We start from the raw sequence: 17,128 nt of genomic DNA on the forward strand, positions 1-17,128 counted from the left end.
TCACGATATCCAATATTTATCGGAAATAAACTGTCGCTTCGTCACACCCTGTCACCTCCTGCATCAATCCCCCCTTGTGGCTGTCGTATCTTTGATATGTAATTAATAATCAATTAAAAATAGCAAAGTTATGGCATTACAGTATCATTTGGTTCTTAGGAAGAACCTCAGTAAGGATGTAGAGGCAGGAAAGGAGAAACTCTACTATGCACAGACCCGAGCAACGGGGACATGTACCTTCGAAGAGTTATGCGCCCTGGTGGCACAGAGTTCCACGGCGTCGAGTGGCGATGTGAAGGTGGTGATCGATCGTGTGATTGAGTTTCTTCTTCTGTTTCTGGCACGCGGTGAAGTGGTTCAGTGCGGCGAGTTCGGTACTTTCCAGTTGGTACAGACCAGTTCGGGAAGTCCCACGACCGAAGATTTCTCTTCTGCCCTGTTGTATCGGGCACGTCTTCGATTTCGTCCCGGCGAGAAGTTGCGTAATCTGATACAGACGACTAAAGGCGAGCGTTTTAAATTGGAGGAAACAAAATCTTCCGGATCGGATAATGAGGACGACCGTCCTGTTATCGAGTAGTGACTCTTTGAAGAGCATGCGCATGGATAAGCAGTCATTTACCCGCAAGTACCTCCCCGCTGCACGGTTGGCGGGTGAGTTGTACGGACTGAATCCGGTGGTCATCCTGGCTCAGTCTGCGATCGAAACCGGCTGGGGCGAGAGTGCCCTGGCTACCCTCTACAATAACTTTTTCGGACTGACGGGCTATGGTGTCACCAATGCTTACTGGCATGGCGGGAAGACGGATCTGGATAAGCCAGACGGACTGCTGTTCCGCCGTTACGACAGTTTCGAAAACAGTTTTCTCGATTTTGCCCGTCTGATAGCGACAGTCTACAAACAGGCGGCAGCCGTGAGCCATTATCCGGCGGCGTATGCCCGCGAGATTGCCTACAGCCGGTATATCAGTGAAGTAAACGGGGACAACCGGGAGGCCTATTGCCGGATGCTGGAAAGCATTTCCCGCTCGTTGGTTCCCATAGTGTATAATCTAAATAATGAAAAGGTATGAGCGAAAAAGAAAACAACAACAAGGTGAGGACGATCCTCCAGTTTATCATGGATTTGTTGGGTTTCCTGTTAGGACGAAAGAAGTAGTGTCGTCGGTAGGGGCGGTTCGCGAACCGCCCTTACAGCAAAGGGCGGGCAAATCCCGCCCCTACAGGCGTTGCCACAATGAAACAGGCCGTTTCCATATCATTTAACATGAATGTTTGGAGTTTTTATGTATATTTGCCTGTCTTTCTTTCAGAAAGAATTAAATCATACAGAAAATACAAATCAAGTAGACTCTCATAAATGAAAAAATGTAATGAACAGCAAGCAGTTTCCCGTACCCTCACTCTTTGTGGCGCAATGGTAGCCTCATTGTTTCTCTGGGGATGCAGCGGAGCAGGTGCAACAGACGAATCATTCGAACGGTCGGATTATTATACCCGTGGCATTGGCCAGTATCCCGGTAACCCGAAGGAGGATTTTTCACCCGAACTGGCTCCGGACCGTACTAACTACAGGAATATTGCCCTCCGGCGTTCGGCGTTCAACTCATCCAGTCACGATTATAACCTGACGGCACAGTTGGCGACAGACGGTATCGTGACCGATCAGCAACCTCAGTATCTGATCCTTTCTTCCCCGTCGGGCGAAGCTCCGCGGCGTGAGCGTGAATGGATGATCGACGAGGGACCGTACTCACGGAACACCTTTGAAGGAGCGGATACCTGGTTTCAGTTCTCGTTGAATAATTACAGCAAATCAGCCGATGCGCTGAAATTGACAGGAACTCTTATTTATGATGACCAGTTGGCGAAAGCCGGCTACGAGATTATCTGTCAGGGTTCCAACGACGGACAGAACTGGACGGAAGTAGGTAAACTGAGTGGCAAAGACCTGCCGGGCGATGCCGTACGTTATCGCGTGCCGGTTACCGACCCGAACAAACAGACCGAACAGATATCCATGCCGGTCCGCAAACTGAATGAAACTATCTCATTCGATAAAGAAGCGAACTATTCCAATTACCGGGTTTTGTTGAAGATGCCGGGTGCCTATAGTTGGGTATTCATGGCTGTCGACTTTTATAATAAAGGCGGTCTGGTGGAAATGAAACCTTCCCAGTTCTTCAACAGTGCCTGGATGAGTGCTACGACAGGCGAAGAGTGGCTGTATGTGGATCTGGGCAGCCGTTCCGAATTTGATAAGGTGATCCTGCATTGGATCAATAAAGCCGTAAAAGGTAAAGTACAGGTTTCTGATGATGCCAAACAGTGGACGGATGTAGCCGAACTGCCCGGCGGTGAGAGCCTGAAAGATGAAATAGCGTTGGGCGGCAGCAAGAAAGGGCGTTACGTACGTATCCTGATGCAACAGCCTGCCAACGACAGCCGTTATATCCTGAGTGAGCTGGAAGTGATGGGTAAGGGCGGATTGGTTCCCCAGCCTGTTGCCGAGCCTACCGCATCGAAAGGAAAGATCAACCTGTCCGGCGGAAACTGGCAATTGCAGCGGGCTTCCGAAGTGACTGTCGCCGGTGAAAAGATATCTACTCCTGACTTCAAGCCGGAAAACTGGATCGTTGCTACCGTGCCGGGTACTGTCCTGAGCAGTTACAAGAATATCGGGGCTATTGCCGATCCGAACTATGCCGACAATCAGTCGATGATTTCGGAATCGTTCTTCAACTCCGACTTCTGGTACCGCGATGAATTTACCGTGCCGGAAAATTTCAAGCAGGAACGTATCTTCCTGAACTTCGACGGCATCAACTGGAAAGCGAACGTCTATGTGAACGGCAAAAAGGCAGGGCGTATCGAGGGTGCCTTTATGCGTGGCAAGTTCGATGTGACGGATTTGGTCGTTCCGGGTAAGAACGTGGTGGCTGTAGAGATCATCAAAAACGAACATATCGGTGCCATCAAGGAAAAGAATGCACAGAGCACGGACTTCAACGGAGGTATCCTGGGGGCTGACAATCCTACTTTCCATGCAACGATCGGCTGGGACTGGATCCCGACGATGCGCGGACGTAATATCGGTATCTGGAACGATGTGTTCCTGACGACTACCGGAAAAGTGACGGTAGCCGATCCGCTCGTGACTTCCGTATTGCCGTTGCCCGACACGACCTCTGCCACACTGACGGCGGAAGTGATCGTGAAGAACCATGACGCGAATGCCGTAAAAGGTATGCTGGAAGGTAAGGTAGGCGATATCACATTCCAACAGCCGGTAGAACTGGCGGCCGGCGAGGAAAAGGCGGTAGTCTTCGATGCAAAGGATTTTGCCCAGCTGAAGATGGAGAATCCGCGTCTGTGGTGGCCGAAAGGTTACGGCGAGCCCAACCTGTATGATGCCAATTTCACATTCAAGATCGACGATAAGGTATCGGATGCGAAAGACTTCAAGGTCGGTATCCGCCAGATGACATTCAATGAAGATAATCATATCCTGAGCATGTTCATCAACGGCCGTCGTTTCATCGGTCGCGGAGGAAACTGGGGATTCAGTGAATCCAACCTGAACTATCGTGCCCGCGAATACGACATCGCCATCGCTTACCATGCCGATATGAACTTTACGATCATGCGTAACTGGGTCGGTATGATCGGCGACGAGGAACTGTATGAAGCATGCGACCGTCACGGTATCATGATCTGGCAGGACTTCTGGCTGGCGAACCCGTCTGACGGACCTGATCCGTATTATCCGGAAATGTTTATCGCCAATGCCGAAGATTATGTGAAACGTATCCGCAGTCATGCGTCTATCGGTATCTATTGCGGACGTAACGAAGGCTTCCCGCCCGAGCAGCTCGACAAGGCTTTACGCCGGATTGTCAAGGAAGAACACGGGGATATCCATTATATTTCCAGCTCTGCCGATGATGTGGTGAGTGGTCACGGTCCGTATCGTATGCTTCCGGCGAAGGAGTATTTCACGCTGAAAACCGGAAATGACAAGTTCCATAGCGAACGCGGTATGCCGAACGTACTGACCTATGAAAGTATGCTCCGTACCTTCTCTCCGGAGGGTATCTGGCCGCAGGACAACCAGTGGGGTATGCACGACTATACCCGCGAAGGTGCACAGGGTGCCACTTCTTTCAACGAGATCATTGCGAAAGGATACGGAGAACCGCAGAGTGCCAAAGAATTTTCCGAACTCGCCCAGTGGGTGAACTACGACGGTCACCGCAGCTTGTTCGAATCCAGAAGTCAGAACCGTAAAGGTCTGCTGATGTGGATGAGCCACTCTTGCTGGCCTTCCATGGTATGGCAGACATACGATTATTATTTCGAACCGACAGCTGCCTACTTCGCCATCAAGAAGGCTTCCGAACCGCTGCATATCCAGTGGAATCCGGCTACCGACGAAGTGGAAGTGGTCAATTACAGTGCCGGTGCGCATAAAGGTCTGACGGCAAAAGTACAGGTGTTGAATATGGATGCTTCCGTAGCCTGGGAAAAAGAGGTGACGATCGACAGCAACGAAGATACGACTAACAAATGTATTCAGCTGGAATTTCCGTCCAACCTGTCGAAGGTTCACTTTATCAAGATGGCTTTGACGGAGAATGGCAAGGTCGTTTCGGATAACTTCTATCACAGAAGCCTGGAAGAGAACAACTATCAGGAGTTGCGTACGCTTCCGGCAGTGGCTTTGAAGTCGGATGTATCTACTGCTAAAGATGCTGACGGCACATGGAACGGTACGGTAGTCATTGAGAATACAACTTCTACTCCGGCTTTGATGATCCGTGTCAATGTAGTTGGCGAGAAAGACGGCGAGCAGTTCCTGCCGATGTTCTATTCCGATAATTACTTTGCCCTGCTTCCGGGAGAAAAGAAGGAAGTGAGCTTCCGTTGGAAAGACGAAGATACTCGCGGCAATGCGCCGAAGGTGGTTGTTTCGGGATATAATGTGAAGTAAAGAAAACGAACTGATACTAAATGGCACGCAGATGACACAGATTAAACAGATGAACACAGATTATTTATTAATTTCAATTTATTAATCTGTGCTCATCTGTCCGATCTGTCTCATCTGCGTGCCATACTTTTGATTTATAATTGATATCTCTTTATCTGCCGTATAGGTGTTTTGCCGAAGGAACGAATATGACATTCAGTTCGGGGTCCGACATATCCGGATCTAACGGGAACATCGGGCGGATGATATTCTTATACGGAAGTTTCTGGAAATCCTGATCCACTCCTCCGCGTGTCAGAGCCATCACCCAGTCCGCTTTCATATTGTACCATTGGTTGACCAGGTATCCCTGTTTTACCATGACGATATCCATTTCACGGGGATCTATTCCGGTACCCTCCAGGTTAGGCGTAGGGGAAGAGGTTCCTACAACTACATAAATGCTTCCTGTCTTGATAATGGCAATATTGTTGCGTCTTCTGTAAGGAGCATTGTCGTTTGTCTGCGTCTCATCCTGTGCAGGACTGACATATACGACCGTACCCGATAGTTTTACAGGCGGTTCGTAGGAGTTGTCCGTCATAGCGCCTACATATCCTTCAGCCTGACCTCCGACACCGGCTTTCCGTGCGGCTTCGACCATCTCGTCTCCCGGAATGGAACAATAAAGCAGGCTTTTGCCGTTGGACGACTGAAGTTCAGGACGTTTCAACACCCGTGCCAATGTCCATGTAACCTCACCTGATCCGCCACCGCCGGGATTGTCGCCCATGTCGCTGATAAAGAAGGGTTTCTTGTCACTGGCTATAGCCACGTCCAGACATTTTTCGAGCGAATATCCGGGAGCTTCCAGCATAAACTGGCGGCGTACATCCCAGAATTTCTGTGCCAGTTTCTTAGCTCCGGCTTCCACCTGTGCCTTGTCGTCGCCGTATACCATCACTACACCCTGATTGCGGCGGTCGTCTCCCCATACATAACCGATCCAGATACCGGCATCGATCACACCCGGCATGGCTTCCACTTCGGGTACCAGGGCATAGAGCGATTTGGCAGGTTCGGCACGCGTGCTCGACCATTCTCCGGAAACTAATACGGGAACAGCTACCCAGGCTTTATATGCCGGACGTCCTTTGCCGGAAGCCAGGCGGTCGAGCAGATTGACTACGCCACGGCGATGCGATTCGCGGGAATCGTCATGGGGAGCCTTGCGGTAGGTCGTGATCAGGTCCGAGTTGAGGGCTACCAGCCAGGAAGCATTGCCGTGGAGGTCCATCGTTGTCGTAACAAGGACATCGTTTCCGATAAGGCTGCGTACTTTTTCCATAAACTCGCCTTCCGGGTCGGCAACACCTTCCACGCTACAGGCTCCGTGATTGTAAAACCAGAAAGCATCGTAAGGCATGTTTGCCTTTATGATTTCGAGTGCTTCGTTGACAAAGGCTTCGTATGATTCACGTGTAACGGGACCTCTGCCACCGCCCCTGCCCATCAGGGAGGGAAGCCATGTCGCGGCTTGTCCCATAGCAGAATCCGGGCTCAGATAATCCGGCAAGGTAAGCGGTCTCCCGACCAGCGGTTGCCTGTTTGGCATAAATACACTGTTCTCGATTTGTATACCGGCAATGCCGATACGTGGTTTTTTTTGCTGTGCAGCGGCATCGTTGGCAAATGACACTACGAACAGGCAAAGACTCAGGAAAAAGAAAACTTTCTTCATGGTGCGTTTATATTTAAATAGTATGACAAAATACAAGATATGTGTTTTTACTGAAAACTGGCTTAAACTTAGTGGAAATATATGAGAAACCACTCAATGTCGGGTGTAAATTATTACCTTGAAGGTTCGAATGCGAATATAACTCCTTTGATAATCGGATTACAAATAATACCTTTGTAACCAAGAAGCAAAAAGATAAAAATATGGCTGATCAAAAAGTAGTGATTAGTAAGGATCTGAAAGCCGACTTGCAGGAGTTCCTTACTTCATTGAATTACGATAAATTGTTTGTTCTTACCGATACGAATACACAGGAAAAGTGTTATCCGCTGGTGCAGGATGTACCGGCATTAAAGGATGCTCCGGTGATAACGGTCGATGCAGGTGATACGCATAAAGGACTGGAAGCCTTGTCTGCTATCTGGATGCGTCTTTCCAATGAAGGAGCTTCCCGCAATTCTCTGCTGGTAAACTTAGGAGGAGGAATGATCACGGATATGGGCGGTTTTGCCGGGGCGACATTCAAACGCGGGCTGAAGACGGTCAATATCCCGACAACGCTGATGGCTTCAGTGGATGCTGCCGTAGGCGGAAAAACGGGTATCAACTTCAATGGCCTGAAGAACGAGATCGGTTCTTTTTATCCGCCCGAATGTGTGTTTATCGACTGTGAGTTCCTGCGTACGCTGGACCGTGACAACCTTTTGTCCGGTTATGCGGAGATGATCAAACATGCACTGATCAGTTCGATGGATACCTATGCGACGGTGATGCTGTTCGATCTCGACCAGAAGATGGATTATGCTTTCCTGAATAAGATGGTGGCGCAGTCTGTTGCCGTGAAGGAACGTATCGTGGCAGAAGACCCGAAAGAACATGGTATCCGTAAGGCATTGAACTTCGGACACACCATCGGGCATGCTTACGAAAGTCTTTCTTTTAAAAAGAACCGTCCGTTGTTGCACGGACATGCGGTAGCTGCCGGTATCATCAGTGAATTGTATCTTTCTCATAAGCTCTGCGGTTTTCCGTCAAGCAATCTGAGCCAGGTCATCCAATATATCAAAGAATATTATCCTCCTTTCATCTTCGATTGCAAAGATTACGAGACCTTGTACGAGCTGATGACTCATGACAAGAAGAATGAGGGGGGGATCATCAATTTTACCCTGCTTTCGAAAATCGGTGAAGTTCAGATAAATCAGCAGGTGACAAAGGAAAAAATACTGGAGTCATTAGATTTTTACCGCGAAAGTTTTGGCGTATAAAGGAAAAATCTTACCTTTGCAGCCGTAAAACAAAACGGGGTGTAGCTCAGCCCGGTTAGAGTACGCGTCTGGGGGGCGTGTGGTCGGAAGTTCGAATCTTCTCACCCCGACATTGCTGAGCAAAAGGAGTTAAACGATAAGTTTAGCTCCTTTTTTTGTGCCCGTTCCTTGAAAATACTTATCTTTGGGAAAATACGAGAGAGTTATGAAAAAAGTTTATCTGTTATCCGCATTCTTGTTGGCATGTTGTCTTTCCTGTTCAAAAGATGATGGTTTGGACCCGGAGCCTCCTGTTGTTGTTCCCGAACCGGAGCCCGATCCTGATCCGGAACCGATTGTCTGGAAAAATTATATATCTTACCTGGATATAGTGAAAGATAGTGTTTGGGCGGATGGGAAAGGTGAGACTTTTCTGGTGAAGAACTCTTCTTTTTCGGCTTATGTAATAAAAGATTCTTACCGGCTGAAGGACGGTATCTATCCGGGGTTGGTGGTCGATGTCAATCCGGATAGAATTCCTACATTGAAACCTGTTCCGGATGTGGAATATAATCCGATAACTTTTGGCAGCTGGCCTTTTGTTGGTGCTGTTACTACAGAGCATCCTGTCGAGTCGATGTGTACTGAAATGAAAGAAAAAGTGTTGGCAAGTAGCGGCCAGATAAATTCGTTTAGTAGCTCTTCAGGGCGCGATTATCATTCAGCAAAGGAATTATATATGCTGTTTGCCGCTGAAGGAATCAGGATGGATAGTATCATGAACGGTCGGAAATATTCAACCCTGGAGATGAAAGAAAAGCATGGGGTACTTTATAACTTTAAATATACGGCATTTACTATCGATATGGATTTGCCTCAGAATGGGCAACTGCTGAAAAAAGATCCGGAGGATTATACGTCCCTGAAATACGTTAACTCGATAAGTTATGGGGTTATAGGATGTATGACGATCGAGTCGGATAGTACATGTAGTTCCATCAAAGCGCTGGTAAACAAGGTGAAGGATGGGGAAGAACTGACGGAAGCCGAAAAGACACTTGTCAGGAACTTACATGTGCGTACGGCTCTCTTTAATGCGGGAGGTGGTAACGGTACTTTCTCGGATGAAATAGGTCCTGTTTTGCAGGCAACCCAGGGGATGATCAGGGAATTTTTTCATCCCGGAGACCTTAGACCGCATATCGGAATGCTCGATATCCATTTTGCAAATTATAATGATCATGGTGTGGATGATGTTATATTGCGTATAGACGCTCCTGTCTCTTCAAAAGAGTAAGGTTTCGGTATAAGTAATTGGAATGGTTTTATTTACCATAGCGGCAGTCGGTCCAGGATCTGTATTTTCATCTCTGCCTCTGAACTGGCACCGACAAAGCCCAGTCCGCCAACCACGTTCTGTGGGACGATGACCGGTTCCATGAACGTATCGTTGTAGTTTTCCGAATCCAGGCAGTTCATAGCACGCATATAGCGGTAGTCCGCTTTGGTAATACTGAGGATATGGACGATGGCATCTGTCTGGATACGGACGGCTTCATATTGGTGGTTGAAGTCGAAGAAGCGAGCGTAGACATTCAAGGTATAGGAACCATTCTCGAAACGGCTGTCGGTGAATATGTTGCGTACATTTTGTACGGTCATGTCCAGGATGCCGAACTCTTCGTCGTCGGCAGTAGTCATGTGGCCATCGGTCAGTACGATGTCTTCCTGGTTGATGATATCTGTTTGCCTTCTGTCGAAAGGGGGGAATGTGTCTCTGATACCGGTCTTTATATCTGCTGTATAGGACTTTTCTTCGATTGCCAGCTGGTAATAGTTCTTTTCGCCGGGCAGGTCATCGAACGTGATCCTGTATCGCATGCATTCTGTCATATAATATCCTACTTTTATTTGGGTAAGAAGCGTATCTATCCGGATGATCTTTTCGATAGGTCGGGGGATTTCCACTTCTGCCCATGCGTTATACTGGCCGTCTTCGGCTGTTGCCTCCAGGCGTACGCGGTCGCCGGGATGGAAAACGGTTTGCAGGCGGCATACTTTCATACTGTCTCCATTTGAACTCCATAGCGTTATTTGGGATTCAGCCACTTCCTTTTTTTCGTTGTTGACATAGACCGTGACGGAGCCATTGCTTACCAATGTCATATTCTCACTGTCGATTATATATAGCTGCACTTCGTTTTCCTCTTTCTCTGCTTCCAGGATGGCATTCATCAGTAATTGCGGTTTCTGGTACTTGTCGTTGAACGGTATTTCGTTCTCGCAAGCGGAGAAGAGCGTGATGCCGAGTATGAATACGATGAATAAATGCTTTTTCATATCCGATGTCTTTTAAAATTTGAATGTATAGGTTACTGCCGGGATACAAGGCAACAGGGTTTGCTTGATCAGTTTGGTGTTGCGGGTCCATTTGGTCTGCATGATGCCATGTTCGTCCATGTAGTCCTGTCCGATAAGTTCTTCTTCTTTATAGACCAGGTTGGGGGTCATGGCATTGTAAGCGTTATAGACCGACAGGCTCCAGGTTTGTGTGCCCCGGCGTAGTTTCTTGTGGAAATTGACACTTAGGTTTAGCCGGTGGCTGACCGGTAAACGGAAATTGTTTCGATGGGCGATATAGTCTATCATGTTTGCCTGCCAGATTGAGGAGAGTATGCCGGTTCGCTGGTCGGCAATGGTAGCGGTCCCGCCGGTGTTGAATATCCAGGTAGCCCCGACATCGATCCGGGCGTTGAACTGGTGGTTCACGCAGAGATTGATGTTGTGGCGACGGTCGTATTTATAAGGGAAACGTTCGCCGTTGTTGATGCTGCCGTCTTTGAACCGGCGATCGCTTTTGGCGATGGTATAGGCCAGCCAGCCGGTCGTTTTCCCCATGGTTTTCTGTGCCATTATTTCTAATCCGAAAGAGCGTCCGCGGCCCATTTCGACCTTCTCCTGCCAGCCTCCTGAGGTGCCGAAAAAAGAGGCACCGTCCTGATACTCCAATACGTTGTGCATATCCTTATAATATCCTTCGAGTGAGAACTCCCAGCCTTTTACTCCGGTATAATAGCTTCCTGCCGCATATTGATAAGAGCGCATCGGGCGGATCTGTTTGGTTACAGGTACCCACAAATCGGTCGGTAATGAAATAGGCGAGGAGCTTAGTAAATGTACGTACTGCTCCATTTGGGTGAACGAGCCTTTTATCGCCCAATCATCGGTGAGACGGTAACGGGCTGACAGGCGGGGTTGGGCGGAGAGATACCCTTTTCCTTGCGTATAGAACAGGGAGAGATGCACGCCTGCATTGAAGCTTAATTTATTGCCGATATTGAAATTGTCTTCTGCATATAACGAGCATTCGTGACCGTGAAGATAACTGTTTGAAGAATCGTTGTAGACAGTATCCTGTGCTGTCGATCCGTTTTCGGCTTCCTTGACACGGGAAGTCGTGACCTCCGGACGGAATGTATGATAGAGGTAAGCTCCGCCGAATTTGATATGGTGGTTCGGTGCCGGCGTATAATCGAAGTCTGTCTGGAAACTGACATCGTGTATGCCGGAGCGATAATCGGAGTTATATACATAGGATTCGTTATGGTCGGGTTTCGTTTCTTCGTGTTCATTCTTGCCGGTGACTTCTCTTTTGTAACTGTCTGCCATCGACATCTGGTAATGGTTGTAAGCCACGGTCGTATTGCTGAATAGTTTATTGTTGAATACATAGTTCCAGCGTCCGGCAGCGATCGTATTGCCCCAGTTGAAATTGATATCACTGTTGTAGAAATACATGCGCGGGCCGCCGTCATATCCGTCGTATTCCTTGTCCTGCTTGTAATCGTAATGGTCTTTTCCTTTGTAGAAACTCAGGAATAAACGGCTGCGATCAGAGAACTTGTGGTTCACTTTGGCATTGATGTCGTAAAAGTAATAATTGTATTTTTTATCGTTCGGCAGGAACGGGCGGGCTATCAGGTCCAGATACGTGCGCCGTCCTGTCAGGCAGAAAGATGTTTTATCTTTCAGTATCGGTCCTTCCAGATGCAGTTTGCTGGTCAGCAGGCCGACACTGACTGTTCCGTGATAGTTCTGCATATCGCCGTCGTTGGTGCGGATGTCAACGATGGATGATAGCCGTCCCCCGTAACGTGCCGGGAAAGATCCTTTGAAGAGAGTGACTTTCTTCATGGCTTCCGGTGTGAAGATAGAGAATACACCCAGCAGATGGTCGGCATTATAAATAGGAATGCCATCCAGCAGGATCAGATTCTGGTCAGGACCGCCACCGCGCACATATAAGCCGCTGAATCCTTCTATACCCGCCTGTACTCCGGGCATTAACTGGATGGTTTTCAATAGATCGGCTTCTCCCAGGATTGCTGGGGTATTGCGTATCTGCTTCATCGGTATATCTATCGCTCCCATGCCTGTGGAATGGATGCCGGCTTCCCTTTTTTCCGACAGGACGACTACCTCCTCCAGTTGATTGTTCGTCTGTAAGCGAATATTCAGTAACGTATCTTTCTCCAGTCGGAACCGGCATGTCTGCTGTTCGTATCCGAGATAAGAGAAAGAGAGTTCCGTTGCCCCTGCCGGTAGTGTGATGCTGTAAAATCCGAAAGGATTGGTGGAGGTTCCTGTCCCCTGGTGTCGTTCGAATATGTTGGTACCGATCAGTGTCTCGGAAGAAATGCCGTCCGTAACGTAACCGCTGATCGTGTATTTTAGATTGGCAGGTGTTCCCCGTTCCTGTAGCAGAATATGTTTTCCGGTTACTTTGAAAGTGACAGCTTCATTCTCGAATGCTTTCCGGAGGATCTCGCTGACGCTTTTCCGGGACATGTTCAATGTGACAGGCTTTTTAAGATGTATATTCTCCCCATAGATAATGGAAAAGCCGGTAGAGGCTTCCAACTGCTTTACGAATGTATCTAAAGAAGCATTCTGAATGCTAAAGTTAAGCCGTTCTTCTTTGGTTTGCGCATAGAGAGAGCTACTTCCCAGCGTTATCCACAGCAAAAGTAGAAGGCTGATGCGGGAGAAAAAGCTATTCGTGAAATGGTTCATAACTTAGTTAAGTTTACTACTGATAATGATCGTATCGTTTGTCTTTGTGTAATTAAAATGGGCAGCCCCTTTCAATAGGCTAAGTATTTCTTCCAGGCTCTCGCCATTGGAGAAGTTCGCCCGTATGCGGAAACTTCTGAGAGCCGGGTCGGTGATCTCTATTTTCAGATTGAATGCGTGCGACAGCTGTCGGGTAATTTCTTGCAAAGGCAGATAGTCGAATTGGAAATGGCCGTTGCGCCAGGTGATTTCGTTGTCACTTTCCTGGTTTACTTCATGAGCTAAACATTGTTTTGCCCGGTCGTAAACGGCACTTTCATTGGGAGAAAGGATAAGTTGCTTGTTTTCGCCCGGAATACTGACTTCAACGGAACCTTCGAGCAAGGTCGTTTTTATCTCCGGATCGCTGGGATAGGCTTCTATATTAAACCGGGTGCCCAGTACCTCTACGTCGATGGCTTCTGCTTTGACGATAAACGGATGTCTTTTATCTTTCTCCACATCGAAATACGCCTCACCGGTCAGTTGTACTTCCCTCTTATCCCCCCTGAAACGGGTAGGAAAGCGAAGTGTGGAATAACGGTTCAGCGTGACCACGGACTGGTCGGGGAGTGTGATCTCCTGTATTTCCGCTAATGTTGAAATCGTTTGCATGGTTGTGGACTGTATATGGTCGTATGTGTACCAGCCTGCTATACCTATAAGCAGGGAGGCTGCCACACTTCCGGCTATCCGGAGAAACTTTCTCCTGCCCGTTACCGGGAAAAGGCGTTTTTCCAGTATTCTCCAACTGTTTCGGGCTGAGAAACGTCCTCTCGGCGATCGGGTGGAAGCAACTAGTTGATCCAGTACTTTGTCAATATCTTTGTTTGCAGATGTCATTCTTTCTTTATTTGATGATCGGTTTCACAAATAAAGACAGGGGAAGGTCGCAAAACTCACTATGCTTGTTTGGTGAAAAGAAGTTAATGTTCTGAATTGTCTTCGTCAGTATTCAAATAACGTGATAGCATATCCCGCAGTCGGGTAACCGCCTTTTGTAATTGTGCATCTACGGTATTGGTGCTGATCTTCAATTCCCCGGCTACCTGGGCGTAGCTCTGTTTTTCTTCCCGTATCCGGATAAATATTTCCCGGCATTTTTCCGGCAAACGGTCCAAAGCCTTGACGTAATGAGCGAAAAGTTCTTCAGAAATAAGGGTTTCCTCCGGTGAATATTCCTGGTCAGGTGGGGTTTCGGATATTTCTTCTGTTATGTTTCTGCGGCGTTGTTCTTTTTCCAGATAGTTCAGGGAGGCATTTTTTACTGTGACAAAGAAGTAATCTTCGAGGTTGGCAATGGTGTGCAGGGATTCCCGTCTTTCCCAAATTTTCATGAACACGTCAAGTACGATTTCCTGGGCCCACTCTTCTGTTTTCAAATAATAGTAAGCGATACGGAAAAAGCGGTCAAAGCACAAATCGTAGAACTTTCTCAGGGCTGTCTGAGAATCTTCTTCCTGCATTTGTCGTAAATATTTTCTGATCTCTTGCTCTGTCATACGATTTTTACTCTGCTCCGTGGCTGCAAAGATACTTTTTAATCAATAAGTATACCCGACTGTGATAAAAAAAGGACTTATTTTGAAATAAGTCCTTTTCTATTTATTATTTATTCATCTTTTCCAATAAAAGAGAGGCACATTTGAAATGTACGATTGTTCGTGGTGTAAGCTGGATTACATCGCCGTTTCTAGGATTTCTTGCCGGACGGCTTGTTTGCAGACGCGGTTTGAATGATCCGAATCCGGGGATGAAAACACGGTCACCGGCTTTTGTCTTTTCTGCGACCATTTCGGTAAAAGCATCAAGTATAGTTGTTATATCCTTTTTGCTTATAGCTGTTTTTTCTGCTAATTCATTAATTAATTGACTTCTGTTCATAGCTTTATTTTATTAGTTATTAGATGTTTGTTCTATTTGTTTTGTTTCGATCATGCTCTTTCTGTACTCTAAGGGAGACATGCCCGTATGTTTACGGAAAAATCTTCCCAAAGACGATTGGTTGGCAAAATTGGTCTTTATTACAATTTGCTGGATGTTTAGCGTCGAATCCCTCAATAATGCTTTAATTTCCAGGATAATATACTCTAATATCCAGTCTTTGGCGGACTTGCCGCTGACTGTCTTAATCACGGTTGTCAGATATTTAGGAGTGATGCACAACTCTTTGGCGTAGAATGCAACTTCCCGGTTTTCTTTGTAATGCTTCATGATCAGATAAAAGAATTTATCTGCAACTTCTTTTTTATGAGCATCCATGGTCGGAATATGCGGAAGTGAATTTATCTTATATGAATTATATAAATCCAAAAAGAGAATCCGGAGTATATGAATGACTGATTCTCTCGGGTACAAATTGGATGGCGATAAAGCTTTCGTATATACCATTTTATAGTAATTCCCAAAGTTGTAACAATCACTATCTGTTAATGGATAATGAAAGTGGCTTCGCATATAAAAGAAGAAGTGAGGCGAAAATCTGTGGATACCGCTCAGTACGTCATTAAATAAGGACTGGGAGATCGAAAACGCACTTACGGTGAAATCATCGCTTATTGCATTAACAGATAAAAGTTGTCCGGGAAGAAAAATGGCCAGTTCATTTTTTCTCAGAACATGTTCATAATTGTGCACTTTGAATGTTGCGTTTCCTTCGGAGCACAATATGACTATTCCGCATTCTGTGTACGATGGATACGGAGTTATAGGAACTTGTTTGACATTCTCATAGATTATTAAATCATTTTTTATAGAATAACTGGTGTCATTATTTCCTACATATAGTTTGTTTTCATTTAAAGACATCACCCTATTTTATTTCGTGTATAAAAATAAAACATCGTTCCTTATGATATTTGGATTGTGGAATTTTGGTATGACAATGAAGAAATATGGCACATATATTGACATTTTTTTATTGATAGTGCCTTGTTGAACAATATAAACCAGTATATATAGGTTTTTGTTCATGTATGATATCCTAAAAAATGTTGTTGTAAGATATGCCTTTTCCAACTCTTTATTCAATGCGGCGGAGTAGGAAGAAAACCGGGTCTTTTGACGAATTTGAAGATTCTATGAAATTAAAGGCTTGAAATTGTATGAAAATAAGAAGATGTTTGTATATTTAAAGCTGTAAAGAAACAGCAGGTACAACTTACTTGTTCGTTCAGTAGTTATTAATAAAAAGCAAGTATAACTTTAAAGTCAAACATCATGGGAAAAAATCTGATTCACAGCAATGAGCTGCATCTTATCGACAAGAAAGAAATTCACAATGCAGCCAAAAAAATGGTAGAGTCTTTAAACCTGGCAGCCGGATCGACTGGTGGTTTTGATATCTATAAAGTAGTTGAAACCTATTTTACCGATTTGGACAAAAGACACGAAATTAATCAGCTGATAGGTATCGGTGAAGACTGTGCTTATTATGGTGCACAAGAACAGGCAGCTGAATGCGAAAAGGCAGAAGCTGCCAATGGGTAAGCGAATGTTTATTTAAAAATAGAAGGAGATACTTTTTAGAAAAGCATCTCCTTTTTTTATGTTGTGTTATAGAGCGTTTACCATGTCAGCGCCGGCAGGAAACTGGAAAGAACCGCTTTGAGTTCTTTGATGTTGATCGGTTTGGTCACGAATCCGTTACTTCCGGCCTGACGTGCCGATTCCATATCATTTTCAAAGGCATAGGCCGATTGCATAATCACGGGGATATCCTGATCGAACTTTCTGATCTCCTTCAGGGCATCTATACCGTTCATTTCCGGCATTTTGATATCCATAAGGATCAGGTCGGCATGTTCTTTCTTATATATCTCCAACAATTCTTTTCCGGTCTTTGCATGAAGAACATTACAATGTTTCTTCAGTATAGTTTTTAGTAATAAGAAATTGCTTTCTTCATCCTCTGCGATGAGAATTGTTATGCCTTTGTCTGTTGTATTTTCTTCCATGATATTTATATTGGAGTAATATCAACAAAGTTCTGTAATTAATTTAAATTACGCAAGCAATAGGTGCTAAATATTATATGAAAATCAACAAATACATGCGTTG

At 46.1% G+C, this 17,128-nt stretch carries 14 protein-coding genes and 1 tRNA gene; 7 read left to right on the plus strand and 8 right to left on the minus strand.

Annotated elements, in window-relative coordinates; translation table 11 throughout:
- Nucleotides 1–130 precede the first annotated feature (130 nt).
- From DXD68_RS22515 to DXD68_RS22525, 3 genes are all read left to right on the plus strand, one after another.
- Nucleotides 131–580: an HU family DNA-binding protein gene (locus DXD68_RS22515; RefSeq protein WP_122363703.1), complete on the plus strand. Its 450-nt coding sequence runs from the start codon at nt 131–133 to the stop codon at nt 578–580.
- Nucleotides 581–602: 22 nt separating this feature from the next.
- Complete coding sequence (locus DXD68_RS22520; protein ID WP_122363793.1) at nt 603–1,073, plus strand: glucosaminidase domain-containing protein; 471 nt, start codon at nt 603–605, stop codon at nt 1,071–1,073.
- Nucleotides 1,074–1,360: 287 nt separating this feature from the next.
- Nucleotides 1,361–4,990 (plus strand): glycosyl hydrolase 2 galactose-binding domain-containing protein, encoded by a 3,630-nt coding sequence (locus DXD68_RS22525; RefSeq protein WP_122363704.1) that lies wholly within the window; start codon nt 1,361–1,363, stop codon nt 4,988–4,990.
- 151 nt (nt 4,991–5,141) lie between these two features.
- Here DXD68_RS22525 and DXD68_RS22530 read toward each other — a convergent pair whose 3' ends face one another.
- Entirely contained in the window at nt 5,142–6,710 is a 1,569-nt protein-coding gene (locus tag DXD68_RS22530) for a M81 family metallopeptidase (protein WP_122363705.1), read from the minus strand.
- 203 nt (nt 6,711–6,913) lie between these two features.
- Between DXD68_RS22530 and aroB the strand changes: the two genes are divergently transcribed.
- From aroB to DXD68_RS22545, 3 genes are all read left to right on the plus strand, one after another.
- The gene (aroB, locus tag DXD68_RS22535) at nt 6,914–7,978 is read left to right on the plus strand and encodes a 3-dehydroquinate synthase (RefSeq protein ID WP_122363706.1); all 1,065 of its coding nucleotides are present in this window, start codon (nt 6,914–6,916) and stop codon (nt 7,976–7,978) included.
- Between the two features lie 35 nt (nt 7,979–8,013).
- Nucleotides 8,014–8,088, plus strand: a tRNA-Pro gene (locus tag DXD68_RS22540).
- 95 nt (nt 8,089–8,183) lie between these two features.
- Nucleotides 8,184–9,254 carry a hypothetical protein gene (locus DXD68_RS22545; protein WP_122363707.1) on the plus strand — a complete coding sequence of 357 codons (1,071 nt, stop codon included), beginning with the start codon at nt 8,184–8,186 and terminating at the stop codon, nt 9,252–9,254.
- A 32-nt stretch (nt 9,255–9,286) separates the two neighbouring features.
- Here the strand turns inward: DXD68_RS22545 and DXD68_RS22550 are convergent, their stop codons facing one another.
- The 6 genes from DXD68_RS22550 to DXD68_RS24770 all read right to left on the minus strand — a co-directional run bounded on the left by DXD68_RS22550 (nt 9,287) and on the right by DXD68_RS24770 (nt 15,877).
- Nucleotides 9,287–10,297 carry a DUF4249 domain-containing protein gene (locus DXD68_RS22550; RefSeq protein WP_122363708.1) on the minus strand — a complete coding sequence of 337 codons (1,011 nt, stop codon included), beginning with the start codon at nt 10,295–10,297 and terminating at the stop codon, nt 9,287–9,289.
- A gap of 12 nt (nt 10,298–10,309) precedes the next feature.
- Nucleotides 10,310–13,030, minus strand: a complete 2,721-nt coding sequence (locus DXD68_RS22555) for a TonB-dependent receptor (RefSeq protein ID WP_122363709.1) — start codon at nt 13,028–13,030, stop codon at nt 10,310–10,312.
- 3 nt (nt 13,031–13,033) lie between these two features.
- Nucleotides 13,034–13,912 (minus strand): FecR family protein, encoded by an 879-nt coding sequence (locus tag DXD68_RS22560; RefSeq protein ID WP_122363710.1) that lies wholly within the window; start codon nt 13,910–13,912, stop codon nt 13,034–13,036.
- Between the two features lie 83 nt (nt 13,913–13,995).
- Nucleotides 13,996–14,571, minus strand: a complete 576-nt coding sequence (locus DXD68_RS22565) for an RNA polymerase sigma-70 factor (RefSeq protein ID WP_122363711.1) — start codon at nt 14,569–14,571, stop codon at nt 13,996–13,998.
- A gap of 106 nt (nt 14,572–14,677) precedes the next feature.
- The gene (locus tag DXD68_RS22570) at nt 14,678–14,953 is read right to left on the minus strand and encodes an HU family DNA-binding protein (protein WP_122363712.1); all 276 of its coding nucleotides are present in this window, start codon (nt 14,951–14,953) and stop codon (nt 14,678–14,680) included.
- A 12-nt stretch (nt 14,954–14,965) separates the two neighbouring features.
- Nucleotides 14,966–15,877: a helix-turn-helix domain-containing protein gene (locus DXD68_RS24770; protein WP_122363713.1), complete on the minus strand. Its 912-nt coding sequence runs from the start codon at nt 15,875–15,877 to the stop codon at nt 14,966–14,968.
- 411 nt (nt 15,878–16,288) lie between these two features.
- On the opposite strand from DXD68_RS24770, the gene DXD68_RS22580 reads away from it, so the two are divergent.
- Nucleotides 16,289–16,558 carry a hypothetical protein gene (locus DXD68_RS22580; protein ID WP_122363714.1) on the plus strand — a complete coding sequence of 90 codons (270 nt, stop codon included), beginning with the start codon at nt 16,289–16,291 and terminating at the stop codon, nt 16,556–16,558.
- Between the two features lie 77 nt (nt 16,559–16,635).
- Here DXD68_RS22580 and DXD68_RS22585 read toward each other — a convergent pair whose 3' ends face one another.
- A complete protein-coding gene (locus DXD68_RS22585; protein WP_122363715.1) occupies nt 16,636–17,025 on the minus strand; it encodes a response regulator in 390 nt (129 codons plus the stop codon).
- Nucleotides 17,026–17,128: the final 103 nt, after the last annotated feature.

The organism is Parabacteroides sp. TM07-1AC, from assembly GCF_003480915.1.
In the GTDB taxonomy this organism is placed as follows: Bacteria; Bacteroidota; Bacteroidia; order Bacteroidales; family Tannerellaceae; genus Parabacteroides; species Parabacteroides chongii.

Excerpts from the sequence above, each read along its gene's own strand:
- DXD68_RS22515 (WP_122363703.1), top strand. The coding sequence starts at position 131 with ATGGCATTACAGTATCATTTGGTTCTTAGGAAGAACCTCAGTAAGGAT.
- DXD68_RS22520 (WP_122363793.1), top strand. The coding sequence starts at position 603 with ATGGATAAGCAGTCATTTACCCGCAAGTACCTCCCCGCTGCACGGTTG.
- DXD68_RS22525 (WP_122363704.1), top strand. The coding sequence starts at position 1,361 with ATGAAAAAATGTAATGAACAGCAAGCAGTTTCCCGTACCCTCACTCTT.
- DXD68_RS22530 (WP_122363705.1), bottom strand. The coding sequence starts at position 6,710 with ATGAAGAAAGTTTTCTTTTTCCTGAGTCTTTGCCTGTTCGTAGTGTCA.
- aroB (WP_122363706.1), top strand. The coding sequence starts at position 6,914 with ATGGCTGATCAAAAAGTAGTGATTAGTAAGGATCTGAAAGCCGACTTG.
- DXD68_RS22545 (WP_122363707.1), top strand. The coding sequence starts at position 8,184 with ATGAAAAAAGTTTATCTGTTATCCGCATTCTTGTTGGCATGTTGTCTT.
- DXD68_RS22550 (WP_122363708.1), bottom strand. The coding sequence starts at position 10,297 with ATGAAAAAGCATTTATTCATCGTATTCATACTCGGCATCACGCTCTTC.
- DXD68_RS22555 (WP_122363709.1), bottom strand. The coding sequence starts at position 13,030 with ATGAACCATTTCACGAATAGCTTTTTCTCCCGCATCAGCCTTCTACTT.
- DXD68_RS22560 (WP_122363710.1), bottom strand. The coding sequence starts at position 13,912 with ATGACATCTGCAAACAAAGATATTGACAAAGTACTGGATCAACTAGTT.
- DXD68_RS22565 (WP_122363711.1), bottom strand. The coding sequence starts at position 14,571 with ATGACAGAGCAAGAGATCAGAAAATATTTACGACAAATGCAGGAAGAA.
- DXD68_RS22570 (WP_122363712.1), bottom strand. The coding sequence starts at position 14,953 with ATGAACAGAAGTCAATTAATTAATGAATTAGCAGAAAAAACAGCTATA.
- DXD68_RS24770 (WP_122363713.1), bottom strand. The coding sequence starts at position 15,877 with ATGTCTTTAAATGAAAACAAACTATATGTAGGAAATAATGACACCAGT.
- DXD68_RS22580 (WP_122363714.1), top strand. The coding sequence starts at position 16,289 with ATGGGAAAAAATCTGATTCACAGCAATGAGCTGCATCTTATCGACAAG.
- DXD68_RS22585 (WP_122363715.1), bottom strand. The coding sequence starts at position 17,025 with ATGGAAGAAAATACAACAGACAAAGGCATAACAATTCTCATCGCAGAG.